This window comes from Bacillus niameyensis, assembly GCF_001375535.1.
Taxonomy (GTDB): Bacteria; Bacillota; Bacilli; order Bacillales; family Bacillaceae_C; genus Lederbergia; species Lederbergia niameyensis.
The window spans coordinates 1916374-1933238 of the sequence record NZ_LN831197.1; the positions used below are offsets into that span (position 1 = coordinate 1916374).

At 36.1% G+C, this 16865-nt stretch carries 17 protein-coding genes; 3 read left to right on the forward strand and 14 right to left on the reverse strand.

Annotation, left to right across the window (positions count from 1 at the left end):
• Positions 1-125 precede the first annotated feature (125 nt).
• Complete coding sequence (locus BN1243_RS09210) at positions 126-1727, forward strand: DUF2339 domain-containing protein (protein WP_062106148.1); 1602 nt, start codon at positions 126-128, stop codon at positions 1725-1727.
• An 83-nt stretch (positions 1728-1810) separates the two neighbouring features.
• Here the strand turns inward: BN1243_RS09210 and BN1243_RS09215 are convergent, their stop codons facing one another.
• From BN1243_RS09215 to BN1243_RS09265, 11 genes are all read right to left on the reverse strand, one after another.
• A complete protein-coding gene (locus BN1243_RS09215) occupies positions 1811-2773 on the reverse strand; it encodes a siderophore ABC transporter substrate-binding protein (RefSeq protein WP_062106150.1) in 963 nt (320 codons plus the stop codon).
• Positions 2774-3069: 296 nt separating this feature from the next.
• Positions 3070-3789, reverse strand: coding sequence for a ThuA domain-containing protein (locus BN1243_RS09220; RefSeq protein WP_062106153.1), 720 nt, complete (start codon positions 3787-3789; stop codon positions 3070-3072).
• 49 nt (positions 3790-3838) lie between these two features.
• Positions 3839-4750 (reverse strand): diacylglycerol kinase, encoded by a 912-nt coding sequence (locus BN1243_RS09225; RefSeq protein ID WP_062106155.1) that lies wholly within the window; start codon positions 4748-4750, stop codon positions 3839-3841.
• A 282-nt stretch (positions 4751-5032) separates the two neighbouring features.
• Positions 5033-6643, reverse strand: coding sequence for an extracellular solute-binding protein (locus tag BN1243_RS09230; protein ID WP_062106158.1), 1611 nt, complete (start codon positions 6641-6643; stop codon positions 5033-5035).
• An 82-nt stretch (positions 6644-6725) separates the two neighbouring features.
• Complete coding sequence (locus BN1243_RS09235; protein ID WP_062106160.1) at positions 6726-7607, reverse strand: carbohydrate ABC transporter permease; 882 nt, start codon at positions 7605-7607, stop codon at positions 6726-6728.
• Between the two features lie 19 nt (positions 7608-7626).
• The gene (locus tag BN1243_RS09240) at positions 7627-8619 is read right to left on the reverse strand and encodes an ABC transporter permease (protein WP_084781866.1); all 993 of its coding nucleotides are present in this window, start codon (positions 8617-8619) and stop codon (positions 7627-7629) included.
• Positions 8620-8875: 256 nt separating this feature from the next.
• Positions 8876-9775, reverse strand: coding sequence for a LiaF transmembrane domain-containing protein (locus BN1243_RS09245; RefSeq protein WP_062106162.1), 900 nt, complete (start codon positions 9773-9775; stop codon positions 8876-8878).
• Entirely contained in the window at positions 9772-10869 is a 1098-nt protein-coding gene (locus BN1243_RS09250) for a hypothetical protein (RefSeq protein ID WP_062106164.1), read from the reverse strand. Before BN1243_RS09250 ends, BN1243_RS09245 begins: the two co-directional genes overlap by 4 nt.
• Positions 10869-11330, reverse strand: a complete 462-nt coding sequence (locus BN1243_RS09255) for an anti-sigma factor family protein (protein ID WP_062106166.1) — start codon at positions 11328-11330, stop codon at positions 10869-10871. The genes BN1243_RS09250 and BN1243_RS09255 overlap by 1 nt, the downstream gene beginning before the upstream one ends.
• Positions 11327-11875, reverse strand: a complete 549-nt coding sequence (locus BN1243_RS09260) for an RNA polymerase sigma factor (protein ID WP_062106168.1) — start codon at positions 11873-11875, stop codon at positions 11327-11329. Before BN1243_RS09260 ends, BN1243_RS09255 begins: the two co-directional genes overlap by 4 nt.
• 62 nt (positions 11876-11937) lie before the next feature.
• Positions 11938-12714 (reverse strand): D-alanyl-D-alanine carboxypeptidase family protein, encoded by a 777-nt coding sequence (locus BN1243_RS09265; protein ID WP_062106170.1) that lies wholly within the window; start codon positions 12712-12714, stop codon positions 11938-11940.
• A 220-nt stretch (positions 12715-12934) separates the two neighbouring features.
• Here BN1243_RS09265 and BN1243_RS09270 point away from each other — a divergent pair, with 220 nt between their 5' ends.
• Positions 12935-13768: a hypothetical protein gene (locus tag BN1243_RS09270; RefSeq protein ID WP_062106174.1), complete on the forward strand. Its 834-nt coding sequence runs from the start codon at positions 12935-12937 to the stop codon at positions 13766-13768.
• Positions 13768-14343, forward strand: a complete 576-nt coding sequence (locus BN1243_RS09275; RefSeq protein WP_062106177.1) for a hypothetical protein — start codon at positions 13768-13770, stop codon at positions 14341-14343. Before BN1243_RS09270 ends, BN1243_RS09275 begins: the two co-directional genes overlap by 1 nt.
• A 129-nt stretch (positions 14344-14472) precedes the next feature.
• Here BN1243_RS09275 and BN1243_RS09280 read toward each other — a convergent pair whose 3' ends face one another.
• Genes BN1243_RS09280 through BN1243_RS09290 form a run of 3 tightly spaced genes read right to left on the reverse strand, consistent with a single transcriptional unit; the run spans position 14473 to position 16683 of the window.
• Positions 14473-15264: an endonuclease/exonuclease/phosphatase family protein gene (locus BN1243_RS09280; protein WP_062106180.1), complete on the reverse strand. Its 792-nt coding sequence runs from the start codon at positions 15262-15264 to the stop codon at positions 14473-14475.
• Between the two features lie 42 nt (positions 15265-15306).
• The gene (locus tag BN1243_RS09285; RefSeq protein ID WP_062110532.1) at positions 15307-16104 is read right to left on the reverse strand and encodes an arylamine N-acetyltransferase; all 798 of its coding nucleotides are present in this window, start codon (positions 16102-16104) and stop codon (positions 15307-15309) included.
• 24 nt (positions 16105-16128) lie between these two features.
• Complete coding sequence (locus BN1243_RS09290; protein WP_062106183.1) at positions 16129-16683, reverse strand: thioredoxin family protein; 555 nt, start codon at positions 16681-16683, stop codon at positions 16129-16131.
• Positions 16684-16865: the final 182 nt, after the last annotated feature.

Genomic DNA, 16865 nt, shown 5'->3' on the forward strand with positions numbered 1-16865 from the left:
AAATAAAGATTCGACATTTTTCGGGGCGTGCCTGTCACGACCCGAAATACAGCCAAAAAGAAGGATATTCACAAACATTGCTTAATATAGTAGTATACTACACTTTTTTGAAAGGAGGAACGTGCATGGAGGAGAAGCCGTCTTTAGAAGAGCGGGTTCAATTTTTAGAAAACCGAGTTAAATATCTTGAGGAGCGCTTAAATGTAACAATGCAGCCAAAAAACATTGCTTCACCACTTCCTGTAAAACCAACTGAACATACAGAGAGCAAACCGATCGAATGGGATGTATTAATCTTCCAAAAGATACTGCCAAGACTGTTTATTTTTGTCCTCATAATTGGACTTTTATGGGGGTTTAAGGCTGTCTCCGATTTTGGACTCATAACAAATCTCGTTAAAATAATGATGGGTTTTTCAGTCGCAATTGGCTTAATCCTCATCGGGATGTTGCAAATAAAACGTCATCGCAAGATTTTAGGCCAAGTTTTAGTTGGCGGTGCCATCCCCACTCTTATGTTCACAACTTTTGCGATGCATCAACTATATGGTATGACTGGCCCAACAGTCTCTTTTGTTCTGAATGTTATTTGGATTGGACTGGGACTCTTTTTCACGTACAAATACAAATCTCAAGGAATTGGTATTGTTTCCACAGTTGGCGGTGTCTTTGTACCATTTTTAATTGAAAATACTGTATCCAATATTCCTTTATTCATCTTATATGAAACGATTCTTTACACACTATTTCTTTGGCTTGCCTTGCGATATCGCTATAAAATACTATACATTGTTTCTGCTATTTTCTTGCATATGTCCTTATTAATATTTTATCTTATCGTCCAAATTCCTGTTGAACTTAAATGGCTCGCGGTCTCCCCAGTCGTTATTCAACAATTCTCTATTCTTTACGGATTTTTAAAGACAAAGAATATGTTAAAGTGCCAAGCATATAGTTTATTTTCGAGCTTAATGTTATCGTCATTATGGCTTTCTATCGTTTTAACAGATCAGGAATCCGCAGTTATTTTTGCTGCTATGTTTATTATTTATAGTTCCAGCTTTTACTTTTATCAGAAAGACCAGCTTCGTGCGCCGATTTTTGTTGCCAATATTTTGGCTAGCCTCCTCTTTTTCACAGAAATGCTCATTCCAGAGCTTAGCTTTGAGGTTATTATCGGCTCTAGTCTTATCTTCATGTTCCTATCACAAAAATATAAAAGTGTTTTCCATTTCCTGCTCTTTCTAATTACTTATGTGATATGCTTTTTCATGATGGCGAACTATCCTATCTCAAATTGGCTTTCTTGGGAGATGTTACACTGGATTATTTTTATAGTTGCAACAGGCTATGGCATCCTTCACCTTCCTGCTTCCACCAAAAAGGAAAAATCATTAGCTTATAGTATGGGAACGCCTTATTTAGCGATTTTAATATTAGTCTTTACTTCCATGATTTCAAGTCTAATCGCTGGAGACGCAAGCCAAAACGAGGAACGTTTTATTACGAGCGTTCTTTGGGTGGCAGTAGCGGTCTTTTTCATGGTAGTAGGTCATTCTACTAAAATTCAACAGAGTAAATATGTTGGTGTAGGAATTTTATTTGTGACACTTGGGAAGATCATATTAATAGATATTCATTTTGTCTCAGTCGCCATTAGGGCTGCCTTGTTTATACTATTAGGTGTTGTAGGATTAGTGGTCTCCAGAATCTTTTATAAAAAATAAAAAAAGCTGTTTCAAAAGTAAATTTTCTACTTTTGAAACAGCTTTTCATTCATCAGAATTTATCAAATTTCAATTAGTACCTGTTACTTGTTAAGGGCACCTTCGATTTCGTCTACCATGATAGCGACAGATTCAAGCCCGCCACCTGAGAGATACCAGCTTTCAGGATCAAGATAAATGATTTTTCCATTTTTATAGGCGTTTGTTTTCTTCACTAAATCATTTTCGATTGTTTCGTTTGCCTTTACTTCTCCCCCAATCGCTGCACTGCGGTCAATAACAAAGAGATAATCAGGGTTTTTTTCTAAAATATATTCTGAAGTGATACTTTGACCATGTGTTGTAGCCTCAATATTTTCATCTGCTTGTTTAAATCCAAAAACATCGTGGATAATTCCGAAACGAGAATTAGATCCATATGCACTCATATTGCCTTCATTAGCTAGCATAACTAATGCTTTCCCATCTAACTGTGATACTTCATCGGATAATGATTTAATTTTATCATCAATAGCAGTCAATTCTGTTTTGGCTTGATCTTCTTTTCCAAAGATTTCCCCGATTGTTTCCACATTGTATTTAAATGATTCCATGTATTTTGTTGTATCCAAGCCCATATAGATCGTTGGTGCAATTTCCTTAAATTGATCATAAAGACTTGATTGACGTCCAGAAATGATAATTAGATCTGGATCTAATGCATGAATTTTTTCAAAATCTGGTTCCTTTAAGCTTCCAACGTTTTCGTATTTATCATCTTCATATTTTGACAAATAATTAGGAATGCTTGTTTTTGGAAGACCGATAACTTCAATTCCCAATTTATCCATTGTATCTAGAACACCAAAGTCAAAAACTACAACTTTCTTAGGATTCTTATCGAAAGTAGTTTCATCTAATTCATGTTTAAGAGTCATAGTCTCAGCTTGCTCACTATTTCCTCCATTATTTTCTTTACCTTCACCTTCATTTTTGGAATCTGCCCCGCAAGCAGCTAATCCAATTGTTAGCACTAATAGTGCTAGTATAAAACTAATCTTTCTCATTTTGTTCCCTCCTGGTTATTATGTAACATCCTCAACTGATAATGATTATCAATCGAATTCAAAAAAATAAAGACTTATTAAGCCTTCTGTAGATAATGATATTCATTCTCAATTAGTAATATACCATATTATGATTATAATACAAGCCCTTTTTTTTATATTTTTTCACTTTTTCATAAAATTATTCGTGCCACCCGTTATCAACCCTATATCTGAACAAAAAACTTGGCTAATTTCTACTAAAAGAGAGACGCCCTAATAAACTAGGACGTCGGCTCCTTGTAACTAGAAATTTCTCATTTAGGAGAGATTGTTTCTAAAGGTTTTACATTTCCATAGGTTGGGTAGGAACGATCAACTGGCTTCGCCCAATTAGCAGCATTAATTAATACCTTTCGGACCTCTTTATTATAGTAAGTTGGATAAGTTTCATGACCAGGACGGAAATAAAAGATCTTACCATTTCCTCTTTGGTATGTACATCCTGAACGGAATACTTCCCCACCTTCAAACCAGCTTACAAATACTAACTGATCTGGCGCAGGTATATCAAAGTGTTCACCGTACATTTCTTCCTTTTCCAACTCAATATATTCACCGATCCCTTCGGCAATTGGATGGGATGGGTCAACAACCCAAAGTCTCTCGCGGTCATCAGCTTCTCGCCATTTTAAATCACAGGAAGTCCCCATTAATTTCTTGAAAATTTTCGAGAAATGCCCAGAATGTAATACAACAAGACCCATTCCTTCGAGTACACGTTTATGAACACGATTCACGATTTCTTCAGAAACTTCGTGATGAGCCATATGTCCCCACCAAAATAATACATCGGTTTCTTTTAAAACATCTTCTGTAAGTCCATGCTCTGGTTGTTCAAGAGTTGCTGTACGGACCGTATGTCCTGTACCTTCAAAGGCTTCTGCAATAGCTCCGTGAATGCCTTCTGGATAGACTTCGCTTACTTTTGGATTCATTTTTTCATGTTTGTTTTCATTCCAGATCGTAATATTCATTTAAACTACCACCTTTTATTTGGTTAATCTAATACCACGTGGAAAGAGATCACACTTTATCTTGAGGTCTAATTTTATCAATCGGTACGAACACCTCTAAGTGGCGATAAAGGTTAGAAAATTCAGCTGGTAAAAGCCCACCATACTCCCCATCAATATTCAACTGCATTTTTACTGGAGATTTTACTTTAATGTAATTGGCCTTTGTATAAATTAGATTCGGATCATTGATATGCTCGCCACGAAGAGCTGATGATGCAATCCTAATAAATTCAGCGAGGTTTGTTTTTTTCAGTATCATTAATGTAAACAAGCCGTCATTTACAGAAGAATCTGGTGCAAGTTTTTCAAAGCCACCAACCGAATTCGTTAATCCAACTAGGAAAAGCATAATTTCGCCTTCAAATAACTTACCATCATATTCAATACTTACCTCTGCTGCATGAATAGAAGGCAGCATTTCAATCCCTTTTAGATAATAAGCGAGCTGACCAAGAACAGTTTTTAACTTACTTGGAACTTCATATGTCAACTCTGTTAATCTGCCCCCGCCCGCAATGTTAATAAAATAATGATCATTCATTCGACCAATATCCACGGGGATTGTGTCATTTTTAATAATAACATCGACAGCCGCATCAATATCCCTAGGTATTTGAAGAGCTCTCGCAAAATCATTGGTTGTACCGGTGGGGATAATGCCGAGCTTTGGGCGATAGTCTTGCTCTGCTAATCCATTCACAACTTCATTAATTGTTCCATCGCCGCCAGCAGCAATAACAATGTCATACTTTCTTTCAACAGCTACCTTTGCTGCTCTAATCGCATCGCCTTCACCAATTGTAGCATGACAGGACGTTTCATAACCAGCTTCCTCTAATTTTCGTAAAACATCCGCAAGACTACGCTTGAAAATTTCCCTACCGGAAGTCGGATTATAAATAATTCTTGCTCTATTCACTCTCATCACCCTATCATTAATAAATAGGTATTGCCTTGCCAATTCCTATACAGTCTTGTCTATTGACAATATCATACCTTTTTTTTGGATTAAAATCCATTAAGTGAGACAAGCAGAGAGCTAAAGTTTATCAGTTGTATGATTGTTTTACAACTCAACTTCGGCAGAGTTAATCGCCAAGTAGTTTGCTTTACCGAAAATTCATGACTGTCTTGATTATGAATATTTGTCCAAATTTAAAAGCTATGAAACCGAAATTTCATAGCCTTTATATTTTAAAACTTATTCACCCATATACCTTTTATATGCTTCATTCTGGACTTCCATATATTTATCCAATCCCATTTTATTAACCTTATCTACGTATTGATCCCATTCATCAAAGGAAGTGTCACCAGTTATGAATTTTGCTTCCATTTCACCAATAAAAGTATGAATATCTTCACCCTGTGTTTGTAAAAATCTTGTTTCATCATCCGTAAAGTTAAAGGAGTTCCAAAGTTCATCAATAATATAAGGACTAGCCTTTTCACCAGCTGCGACAGCATTCGGAAGGGTTTCGGATCCGTTAAACCATTCTTTTTTTACATAGCCTGGATAACTGCCTCCAAGCCAAGTAAAATATTTTGACAAGGCTTGATCCTGTGTTAGGCCGTCAGGATTATTTGTAATGTCTTCATTGTATTTCAAACTTCCATCTGCTAATTTTTCGTACGTCTCTCCTTCTTTGCCCATAAAGTAGAAGGTTGCCCCCTCATCACTGTAAAAATAGTCCATCCATCTAACTGTTGCTTCAGGATGTGGGTTTTTATCCGTAATAACAAATGCTCCAACATGTACCATAGGAACTTTTAAGTGTGTATACAGTTGGTCTCCATGCGGTCCTTTTAAGGCTCCTAAGCCGATAAAGCCATCATCATTCATCAAAGTTGCAGGATTGGGAACGATTGTTGAACCTAGTCTGTTATCCGCTCCCTTTACATATTGTTGAGTACTTTCTTGAGTAAATATTTCCTGATCTATAAGCCCTTCTTTGTATAGTTTATTGACATATTCGAGTAGCTCTTTATATTTTTCATCCAAACGGAAGAAGCGCAGCTCGTTTGTTCCTGGATCAACATCAATATACTTATGTCCCAACCCACGATTGCCTACTCCCCAAGCTCCTTTTAATTGATCAAGCAAGGCACCAACTCCGACACCGCTATATGGTATTTCATCCAGTTGCCCATTACCATTTAAATCTGTTTCTTTAACAGCTTGCAAATATGTATAATATTCCTCCGTTGTTTCTGGTACCTTCATATCTAATTGATCTAGCCATTCTTCTTTAACCCAAAGCGGCGTTCCAATTAACATCGGTAAAAAAGATGGGTCATAGAAAGATGGGAAAGAATAGATATTACCATCAGGCATTGTTAATCCTTTTCTTACATCTGGGTTTTCATCTAATATTTTTTTAAAGTTTGGCGCATATTTATCGATTAAGTCATTAAGTGGTATAAAAGTGCCTTGCTTTCCATACTTTGCTAAATCTGCAGATGAAACTCGAGCTGAGTAAAAAGCATCTGGATAATCTCCGCCAGCAAGGGAAAGATTCCTTTTTTCTGTTAAACTTTCAAAGGGCACTAGTTCAAAGTTAACTTTTATACCCGATTTTTCAGCATATTCACTCCAGACAAGAGTTTCCTCAAATTTATCGCCATTCGTCGCAGATTTCCCTGTAAAAAAAGTTAATTCAACAGGTTCATTTACGATTGGAAAACCCGATTCATTAAGTACTTTTTTCGCTTCTGCACCAGATTGTTCTATATTTTTCTCCTTATTACCGCAGGCAGCCATTAACACCATTATTGCGATCAACAGTCCAGCAACAATTTTTCTCTTATACATTTCATTTCTCCCCTTTTTTAAATAGATTTACTAGGATTTAAATTTATAAATCATGGCATCCCCCCTTTAAAGGCTTCGTTCATTAACCTTTCAAGGCACCAATCATCACACCTTTAACAAAGTACTTTTGTAAAAATGGATAGAGGATTAACATCGGTATGCTTGCCACGATAACAACGGCATATTTTATCCCCTCGATTTGCATTAAATAGCGTGCAACAGTGTCATCATTTATCTGTGCCATATCAGACATGTCATCCTTAATGAGCATGTCCCGTAAAAAAAGTTGTAGAGGGAACTTGGTCTGATCCGTTAAATAAATTAAAGCATCAAAGAACGCATTCCAATGTCCAACTCCATAAAATAGAACCATTACTGCAATAACTGGTTTAGATAATGGAAGCAATATTTTTATCAAATACTGTATGCTTGTACATCCATCTATTTCAGCAGACTCTTGCAATTCAATCGGTATGGATTGAAAAAATGTTCGTATAATAATGACGTTGTAAACAGATACAGCTCCAGGGATTAAGACAGCCCATATTGTATTCAGCATTCCTAAATCTTTGATTAATAGATATGTAGGGATCATTCCACCACTAAAGAACATTGTAAATACAAGAAACAAAGTAATTATATTTTTACCGACAAAATCCTTTCTTGCTAAAGGATAAGCGATCATGACGGAAAGCAATAAATTAATCACTACGCCAAACACAGTGTAAAAAATCGTATTTCTATAACCGATTAAAATTTTATCGTTTTGAAAAACTTTAATATAAGAATCAATTGTAAAACCCTTAGGCAATAACCAAATATCCCCTTTTAAAATGGCAGAAGGATCACTAAGGGATGCACTTAAAACAAAAAGAAGCGGGTAAATGACAATAATTGCAATAATGGAAAGAACTACATAAACAAAAGCTCCAAAAAGTCGATCACCATAACTTTCTTTAACCATTCAATCCTTCCTTTCCGTATTACCAAAGACTAGTAGAGCTCGTTTTCTTTGCAAAGTTATTAACCATAATTAATATGATAAAGTTGACTACTGATTCAAAAAGTCCAATTGCTGCAGAGTAATCATATTGAGCACCTAGAATACCAGACCTATATATATGAGTCGCTATAACATCCGAAGATTCCATGTTTAACTCGTTTTGCATTAAAAACACCTTTTCAAAACCAACACTTAAAATATCGCCCGACTGTAAAATGAGCAAAATAATGATCGTTGGCAGTATAGCTGGAATATTTACATGCCATATCCTTTGAATTCTACTAGCACCATCGATTTTTGCAGCATCATGTAGTTGTGGATCAACTGCTGACAGAGCTGCTAAATAAATAATGGAACTCCACCCCATTTGTTGCCACACACCGGAAAATACGTAAGTTGTTTTAAACCAACTCGGTTCCGTCATAAAAAATATGGGTTCTCCTCCAAACAAAACAATTAATTTATTGATAATTCCATTTGAAGGGGATAGGAATAAAAACAACATACCTACTAAAACAATGACGGATAAAAAATGCGGTGCATATGTAATGGTTTGGGCAAAGCGTTTAAATGCATTTTTCCTTACTTCATTAATTAATAGAGCTAATATAATAGGAATGGGAAATCCGACAAGCAATTGGTAAACACCGATACCTAAAGTATTCTTAATTAATCTCCAAAAATAGTGACTATTAAAGAACCTTTCAAAATGTTCTGTCCCTATCCATTGGCTCCCCGTTATCCCTTCAGTAGCAATAAACTCTTTAAATGCTATCTGGACGCCATACATAGGAATATATTTAAAGATCACAAAATAAACGATTACCGGAAAAACCAATAAATATAGAAGATAATTCCTTTTTATAGACCTTTGGAGTTTTCTTAAGTTGCTATGTAACTTTGTTTTTATTGGATATGAATTCCTTGAAAGTGTCCCTGCTTTTTCCAACGTTTTATTCACCAGCTTCCTCATTACTTAATCGTTAAATGGCTCTTTGCTGACTGATCCTAAAGTAAAGATAATTCTCCTTTCTAAAAACAACTTGCTTATTAATGAGTACACGCTGATTTTACACCGCACATATCAATTTAAAATGAATACCTTGTAAAGCTTTGTTAAGGTTTCGTAAAAGGTGCTTCGAAGGAAGGACGTGATTGCGTCCCAATACAAAAAAAGAAGTGGCTGTCAAGTTAGTTAACCTAACTTAGACAGCCACTTCCTTTTATCTTTACTCTGTAACCGATACAGAATCTGCAGACTCGATTGTTAAAAGATACTTTCCGTCTCCATACTTTCTTGTTGCGGATTGAACTTGATCGTCATCATCCTTGCCTTGCTTTATTTGCTCCCAATCTGCTGCTTCGGATAAATAAGTATTTCGCACATCTATTTTCATATTCGACTCTATATCAGCTTTTACCTCAATATGACCCATTCTATTAAAATCCCAATTGTTCTCTATTCCCCTCGGATTGACGTTAACATAACCGCCTCCTGTCACTTCTAACTTTAGATTTTTAGGTACTAACATAGTAATATCTAAATTACTAAAATTACCACCGTATAAAAGTTTATATGGGGTTTCCTTAAATTTCACAAAAATAGTATCACCTTTTTTTTCGATAAAAGCATAGTCTGAAACCTTTTCAATAAATGATTTTTTCCCCATTGTCTCGCCACGATAAGTTCCAAATATGGAAATTTCCTTGCTATCTGTTCCCTCAAAGACAATCGGGTATGCACCGGTTTCCACTTGAATGCGGGTAATGCCGTCCAATTGCTGTTCTTCATATTTTGGTAAATCGTCAACACGAACTTCAGCGGAAACGAACTGATTCGCTAAATCAAGCAAGCCGACTGACTGCAAAATAGCCATACCAATCCCAGCAGTCCCAATGACTCCGATAAAGATAATACTAATAAAGTCATATTTCACACGGCTATCCTCTTTGCGAAAAAACCATAGATATACTAGAATTTCTACTCCTAGAATAATGAGAAGAACAGGCCACCAAGTCATGATAACGAAGGCGGGATCCCATCCGAGAAACTGTTGCAACATCAAGAATACACCTAGAAAAACAAGGGCTCCTCCCATTGAAAAGGAGCCGACTCTCCACGTTCTCATTTTTCTTCACCTTCTTTTTTCGAGGACTGTGATTTTCTTCCCATCATTAATTTTATTCCACCGCCAATTAACAAAATGCAAAGGAATGCTGTTTGAAAATAACCGTAAAACCAATAGTCAATATCGATATGAAGTAATTCTCTTAAATAAGGGGATGCAACTGGCATCACAACTTGAGTTCCGAAATAATAAAGTCCAAGCACAATCAAGCCAATTCCAACCCATTTTTGATGATTGACAAAAAATGATACGAGCGGCACATCTTCATTTTCTAAGTCTTCATCTATCCTCGTAGCCTTCTGTAATCCATCAAAAAAGCTAAAGAACCAAATGATCGGAACGATAAAGAGAAAGATCCCTAACCTTAATACATCCAATATATAAATGGAGAAAAGAAAGGCTGCCATTAATTGAATTCCACGCTTTTGCAACCCGAGATAAAGATGCCCTGCTCCGGGAATAATCGACAATAAGGTAGCAATAGCTTTGCTCTTCTTACCTTCTGAATTCCGATTTTCCAAGTCATCTAGAATGGATTTATCCTCTAACTTCTCACCATTTTTCTTCTTTTCCAACTGCTTGATAGCATCAAAGAAACCGAAGAACCAAATGATTGGCAGTGCAGCGAGAAAGATAAGAAACTCTCCCCTTCCCGTCATCATCGTGACGAAAAAGATCATAATCGCTGCCCCGAAAAAAGCTACTAACAGGGTCATTCCTCGATAAACCAAACCTAATTGAAAATGACCGAGACCTGGTATAAAGGAAAGGATAATCGTGAAAAACCTCTCTGAATCATGGGGTTTTTCAGGTTTTCCAGTTACGGCTCCATCCTGATTTAAGTTCGATTCATTATATAATTTAGACGCAGTAACAGTCGTATCGATAAAGTTAACGACATAGAAGAGTAAGCCTCCTAGCGCGATAAGAAGGAAAATTTCTTCATTAGATGCAATAGTGAGCAAGACTGCAAAAAGTGGTATACCAAAAACAGTCGCTGTATAAAACAATCCACGTAATATTTTTCCAATATACATGAGCCCCCCGCCAGGGAAAAAGGCGAGTAAAAAGGCAATAAACGGATTTTTATTCATTATTGATTTCCCTCCTTAAAGTTGTTTTCAAATTTATCTAAAATAGAATCCTTTTTATTTAAAAATGAGTGAACAAATGATTCTGGCTGCTTAGTTTCATTATTTTCAATCGTCCCAGCAACGTTCATTAACTGAGAAAACACCCCAGTAGACATAAGGATCAATGTCATCGCAGCAGCTAAAATGTAATGGGTGATTGTCTGCTTCCTGAATTTATTTTGTGTAACTGCTTTGCTAGTATCTTTTTCGCCTTTAACCATACCTTGTACCTGTTGCATAACGGAATCCGTAAAACTAGTTGTCAATTCGGGCAACTGGAATTCATTTGCTTCAACTGCTTGTAAATATAGTTCTAAGCAGTCGTCACAGCTATAAAGATGGTTTTCATAATGGTTACGTGTCTCTTCATCAAGTTCGTCATTTACATATTGAAGCCAATTATCGTATGTCATATGTTTCATGAAAATTCATCCTCCTTCCAGTGCTTTTTCATCCATTGTCGTGCACGGTACAACTTTACTTCAATAGTTTTCACTCGCGCTTGCTGTTTTTCAGCAATTTCTTGATAAGTTCGATCATTTAAGTAGAATTCCTCTACAACTTCTCGATAATTATCTGGGAGTTCCTTAATTCGCTGTCTGAGCAGCTGTTGTCTTTCCTTTTTAATGATCTTCAACTCTACATTTTCCGGCGAAGGCTGGGGAGCAAGACCTATCTCATCGTACTCAACTTGTTGGTCTTCTTTTCTTCTTACTTTCTTACGCTTCATATCAATCGCATGATTGACCGCAATTCTCGTAATCCATGTTTTAAATCCTTGCTTCTCATATTGGGGGAGAGAAGTATAGATTTTCATGAACACTTCTTGCGTAGCATCTTCCGCATCTTTTTCATTGCGTAACACGCCGTATACTGCATGGAAAATCACGTTTCGGTACTTTTCTACTAGTACACGAAAGGCATGTTCATTCCCATTTTTTATTTTTTCAATGAGTACATCATCCAAATCTTCTCTCCCCCCTTTGCATTTATATAGACGTGGTTACTTATAGTCACCCCTACAGTTTTTTAATTTAAGTTTTGAAACCCATAATTAAGCAAGTTGATTGAGTCTTCCCAAACAGCTTCTTTTCCGGAATGAAGTACAACAGCAATTAAGGACTGACCTTGTTTTTCAGCAGTAGAAACGAGGCAATAACCTGCTTCATCCGTAAAACCTGTCTTAAGGCCAGTCGCATTTTCATAATAATAAGGGCTATTTGGATTTAGTAATTGATTCCTATTTGTGTATGTATGGGTTTTAGTAGAATAGGAAGCCTGATTTACAATGTTAGAAATAACCTCATTTTCCTTTGCAACCTTCGCGATTATCATCAAATCTACTGCTGACGAATAATGTTTAGGATCATGAAGCCCATGTGGATTAACGAAGTAAGACTCCGTTGCTCCAATTTCTAGTGCCTTTTCATTCATTAATTTGGCGAAAAAATTAATAGCCTCGAGTGACGATAATTCGCGATTACTCTCTTTTTCAGCAATATAAACGGCAAGTGACCGTGCTGCATCATTGCCAGACTGCAAAAGCATCGCACCTAAGAACGCCTCCACCGACTGAACCTGCCCCTCAAATAAACCAGCTCGTGATTCCCCTTCTGTTTGTAAATAAACTTCCTCACCCACTGTTACTTTCTCATGAGGTGAACTTCTATCCAAAACGACTAAAGCTGTTAATAACTTAGTAGTACTTGCTGGATAAAACTTCTGATGTTCGTTCTTTGCAAAAATAATTTCTCCAGTTGTTTCGTCTACTACAATTGCTGCTTCCCCTTCAATCAAAACAGGCATAGGAGAAAAAGTCATCTAAAGTTCGTTCTTTTTTATGTATCCCAATATTACAATAATCAAGATAAGGAAAAATACAATACTTTTTTTCTTCATGGTAGAGCACTCCTCCATTTTACACACTTCTATATTAATAAACGTCATATAATTATAAAACCCTACACTTTTTGAAAGGTTTATTTGTTTTTTTATTGAATATATTTTTGAAGGGGGCAGATCGGCGTTGAAAAGAAATAAAATCTTGCTTTTGTTTAGTATTGTGCTTGTGATTGCAAGTGTAATTGGGAATTATGTCGTATATTCGAGTAAACAGCTTGAGGAACCAATTATATTTTTACATCGCAGTGAAGTACCACTACTTAACGGGTACTATTTTGAATTCCATTATCTCACGAACCGTAGCGATAATGTAGGAATTGCTTGGGTTATGATACCAGGGACAGATATTCAATTACCAGCAACATATGATAGAACCTTGGGCACCTACAACCATTATCTTCACAAAGTTGCCGACTTTGAAATAACAGATATAATTTTGGAAGAAATCAAAAATGATATGCAAATAAATGAATTGGATATTTTCTTTACTAATGGAGAATCAAAACGGAAAGAGGTTGGAGATATACATTTCTTTGTGGATAATCGTGATGCACCACTTCTATCTCAGAGTAGCAGCAGTTCTAGTGATGGGAGCGGTTCTTATTTATTAATAGCAGAAACAAATATAGAAGTGACCGAGATCCAAGTTCCTTTTATTGATAACCTCCAATCTGGCTTATCGCTGGAGATAAATGAAGTAAAATATGAATCTGGTAAACTTAAGGAAAAAATCGATCAGTTTACACCATTTACACGAAATAGTGGTGAGCCCTTAACAATTAATTATCACCTTAATTTTAATCAAACAGATCCGAATCGTCTCCATATATATAAATTTTATTTAATGATAAAGGGGAAAGACGAGGATGATAAACCATTCAGACTTACAGTTCCCATTAACCATTCTCCGTATTTTAACGAAAAAGACATTATAGAAATTGTAAAGGAGGCACGCTAGTGAACGGAATAGCAAAAGCGATGACAAAAGTTTTCTGGGGAATGTTACTTGTTTTCCTTAGCTTTAAAATTAATCATTTTGACCTGTTGCCAGATTTTATTGGTTACTTTATTGTCGCATCTGCCATGAATGATTTAGTTTCGTTCTCTCATACATTTTCGAAAGCAAAAAAAGTCGCTATCATCCTCGCGATCGTCTCTATTCCGGCTATGTTTATGAGGGAAATCAGTTTGTCAGAAGGATTTGAACCATCTAGTGATGTGTTTACCTTATTACTAGGATCAACAGCTATCCAATTGCTTGCACTTATCTTTATCTATTTTTTATTTCAAGGGTTGATTGAATTAGCGAGTAAATATCATTTTAACGAACTGGCTAAAAAAACAAAAAAAATTTTAACTGCATGTATTATTATCGATTTATTGGTTCTTAGCTTAACACCATTTTCTATGAATCTGCCTGGAACCGATTTTTTTCTCTTTATCATTATTGGAATCATTACTTCCTTCATTGTATCTATTGTAATCCTTGTTCTGTTTAGAACCTATCGAAAACAATTTCTGAGTATAGAATGAAAAGACTGTCCTAAATTGGACAGTCCTTTGTTTATAATGACCACAATTTGATCACCATTTGTACTTATGGCTATGAATGAGGATTTTTAGCAGTAGCTATCATCAAACTCAATGAAATATTTCAATCGGTCAACCGTGATTAGTCAAATCAGCAATCACTGGAAAATGATCACTTGGAAATCTTCCATCAGGTAGATCATTGACAATTTTAACAGACTCTGTGTTGACATTCCCTCGGTAGAGAATCCAATCAATTCGGCCCTCTCCACCAGAAGGGTTTTGAAAACCATTAAAAGTTCCTAACTCTTCGTTTATCCTTTCGGTTGCATCCTCCCAAGTATCAACAAACTCACCTTGATTTATAAAAGTTTGATGGGTCTCTAATCCAGCCACTGTGTTAAAATCGCCAGTAACGATAATCGGGAGCTTTGAATTGAAGTTCTCCACTTTTTGGATAATCACTTCTGCACCTTTAATTCGAGCTTCCTCAGATACATGGTCTAAATGAGTATTTAAATGATAAAAACTTTTTTTCGTTACTTTATCAAACAATCGAGCCCATGTTGCCATTCGTGTACATCCACTATCCCAAGAAATAGAGCCCATCGTTTCAGGTTTTTCTGAAAGCCAAAAATGATTATATTCTAACACGTCGAAACGGCTCTTTTTATAATAAATCGTCATAAATTCACCATTGCTTCCGCCATCTCTGCCAAGCCCAATCCAACCATAGTTTGGAAGTAGATCCTCCATATCCTTTACCTGCGGATAAAGTCCTTCTTGAGTACCAATAATGTCAGGGTTTTCTCGCTGAATTAACTCTTGAATCAATCCTTTACGCTCATCCCAAGAATTGGGTGGAACATCACTGTTGTTTCTTAAATTATAAGTCATAACACGTAATTGATCAGAAGCACTCATTCTTTTCATCACCTTTTATATTCATTTTGACAATCTATGAATCTAAAATAATGTAATATCCCTTTCTTTGAGAAAATCGATCGATTCCCTAATGGATTCTTCTTCAATCTGATAGACATCTCGAACTAATTTTAACCACCTGTCCCAGTTATCCATCCTAACTTCACTAATATTACGAAATGTCATTACTTTCATCGTTTGATTACGGAGATAAAAACACTGGTGACCATTAAAACGAACAGCAGTAATTCTTCTCATTGTAATATTTTCATCATCGTCAAGATAGGACATCCGGATATCTTCTGAAATATCTGTTTCTGAAAGTGCCGTCCAATTGATTTGTTTGTTTACAAAAGTTTTTCCATTGGAACGACGATCGATTTCATATAAATTCGAGCATTGTTTAGAAATTATGATTTCTTCTCCAAAACCATGCATCTTGTGGATGGGCTTCGCCTCTAAATCTACTGGTTTCATAATAGGTGAGCCGTAGCCAACATCTACATACAGCTTTTTATCCCGGATTTCTACCATTATAGCAAGATGGCCCGGTTCCACTCTGACAAAAGAACAAGTAAATCCTAGTTCTGTAAGAAGGCGAGCAAAATTAATGTTAAGAGTAAAACAAGTGCCACCCCAACCTTTTTCTGTTAAATTATGTACAAATAACGGGAGTGGCGGGATAAAATCGGGTGCCAATGAAAAATAATGAAATTTACTAAATGATTCATAAGGAACTAAAGTTAAATGGTGCTGAATGAGGCGTTGCAAATAATTAATAGTCGGCGTCTCTCTATGTAAGCGCAAATATTGCAAATATTGATCTATTACTTGTTCCATCATCCAACACCTCATTTTTAATAACTATTTTTGTAGTCTTGTCTTAATACTTTCATAAACATCAGCCCAAAAAGAATTGTCGGCTGTATACTTCTCCATCATTTTCGCATACATTTCTTTTTGCTGTTCTTCAAACTGCTCGTCTTCTTTTGGTGGGAGTTGAGCACGCATTCCATCAACGTAAGTTTGAATGGACTCTGCTCTTGGTCCCCAAACTGCACGTTCCTGTCCTTCTTGATCAATAAAAACAAAGATTGGAATAGCACGTGATTTTCCATTCGTTAAATATTGGTCGATTAATTCTAAGTTTTGATCGCGAAGAATCATCCTTACTTCTATTCCTGCCTCTTCAGCAAGCTTTAGTAAGATTGGGACATTCAGCATCGCATCTCCACACCAATCTTCCGTGATGACAATAACACGCAAATTTTCTTGCCTTAATACCGAGAAAAAAGCCTCATCTTTAGAAGGAACTTGAAACTGTTCTAAAATTTTCATTGTACTTTCTTGATGATTCTGCATGGAACGAATATATTCTTGAGCTGGTATTCCTTTTTGAAACCACTGTTCTAGATTCATAATACTGCTCCTTTCGGTGAATAAATATATAGTTATTATATCGATTGGTTGGGGGACAATCCACTGAAAAAGACTGTGCTTTATACGCGTGATTTTCTATAGTGTGAGATTCTTTCCCATACGAGAGTAATTCTCGCTATGCGAGAGTATCCCTCGCTATACGAGAGTATCCCTCGCTATAC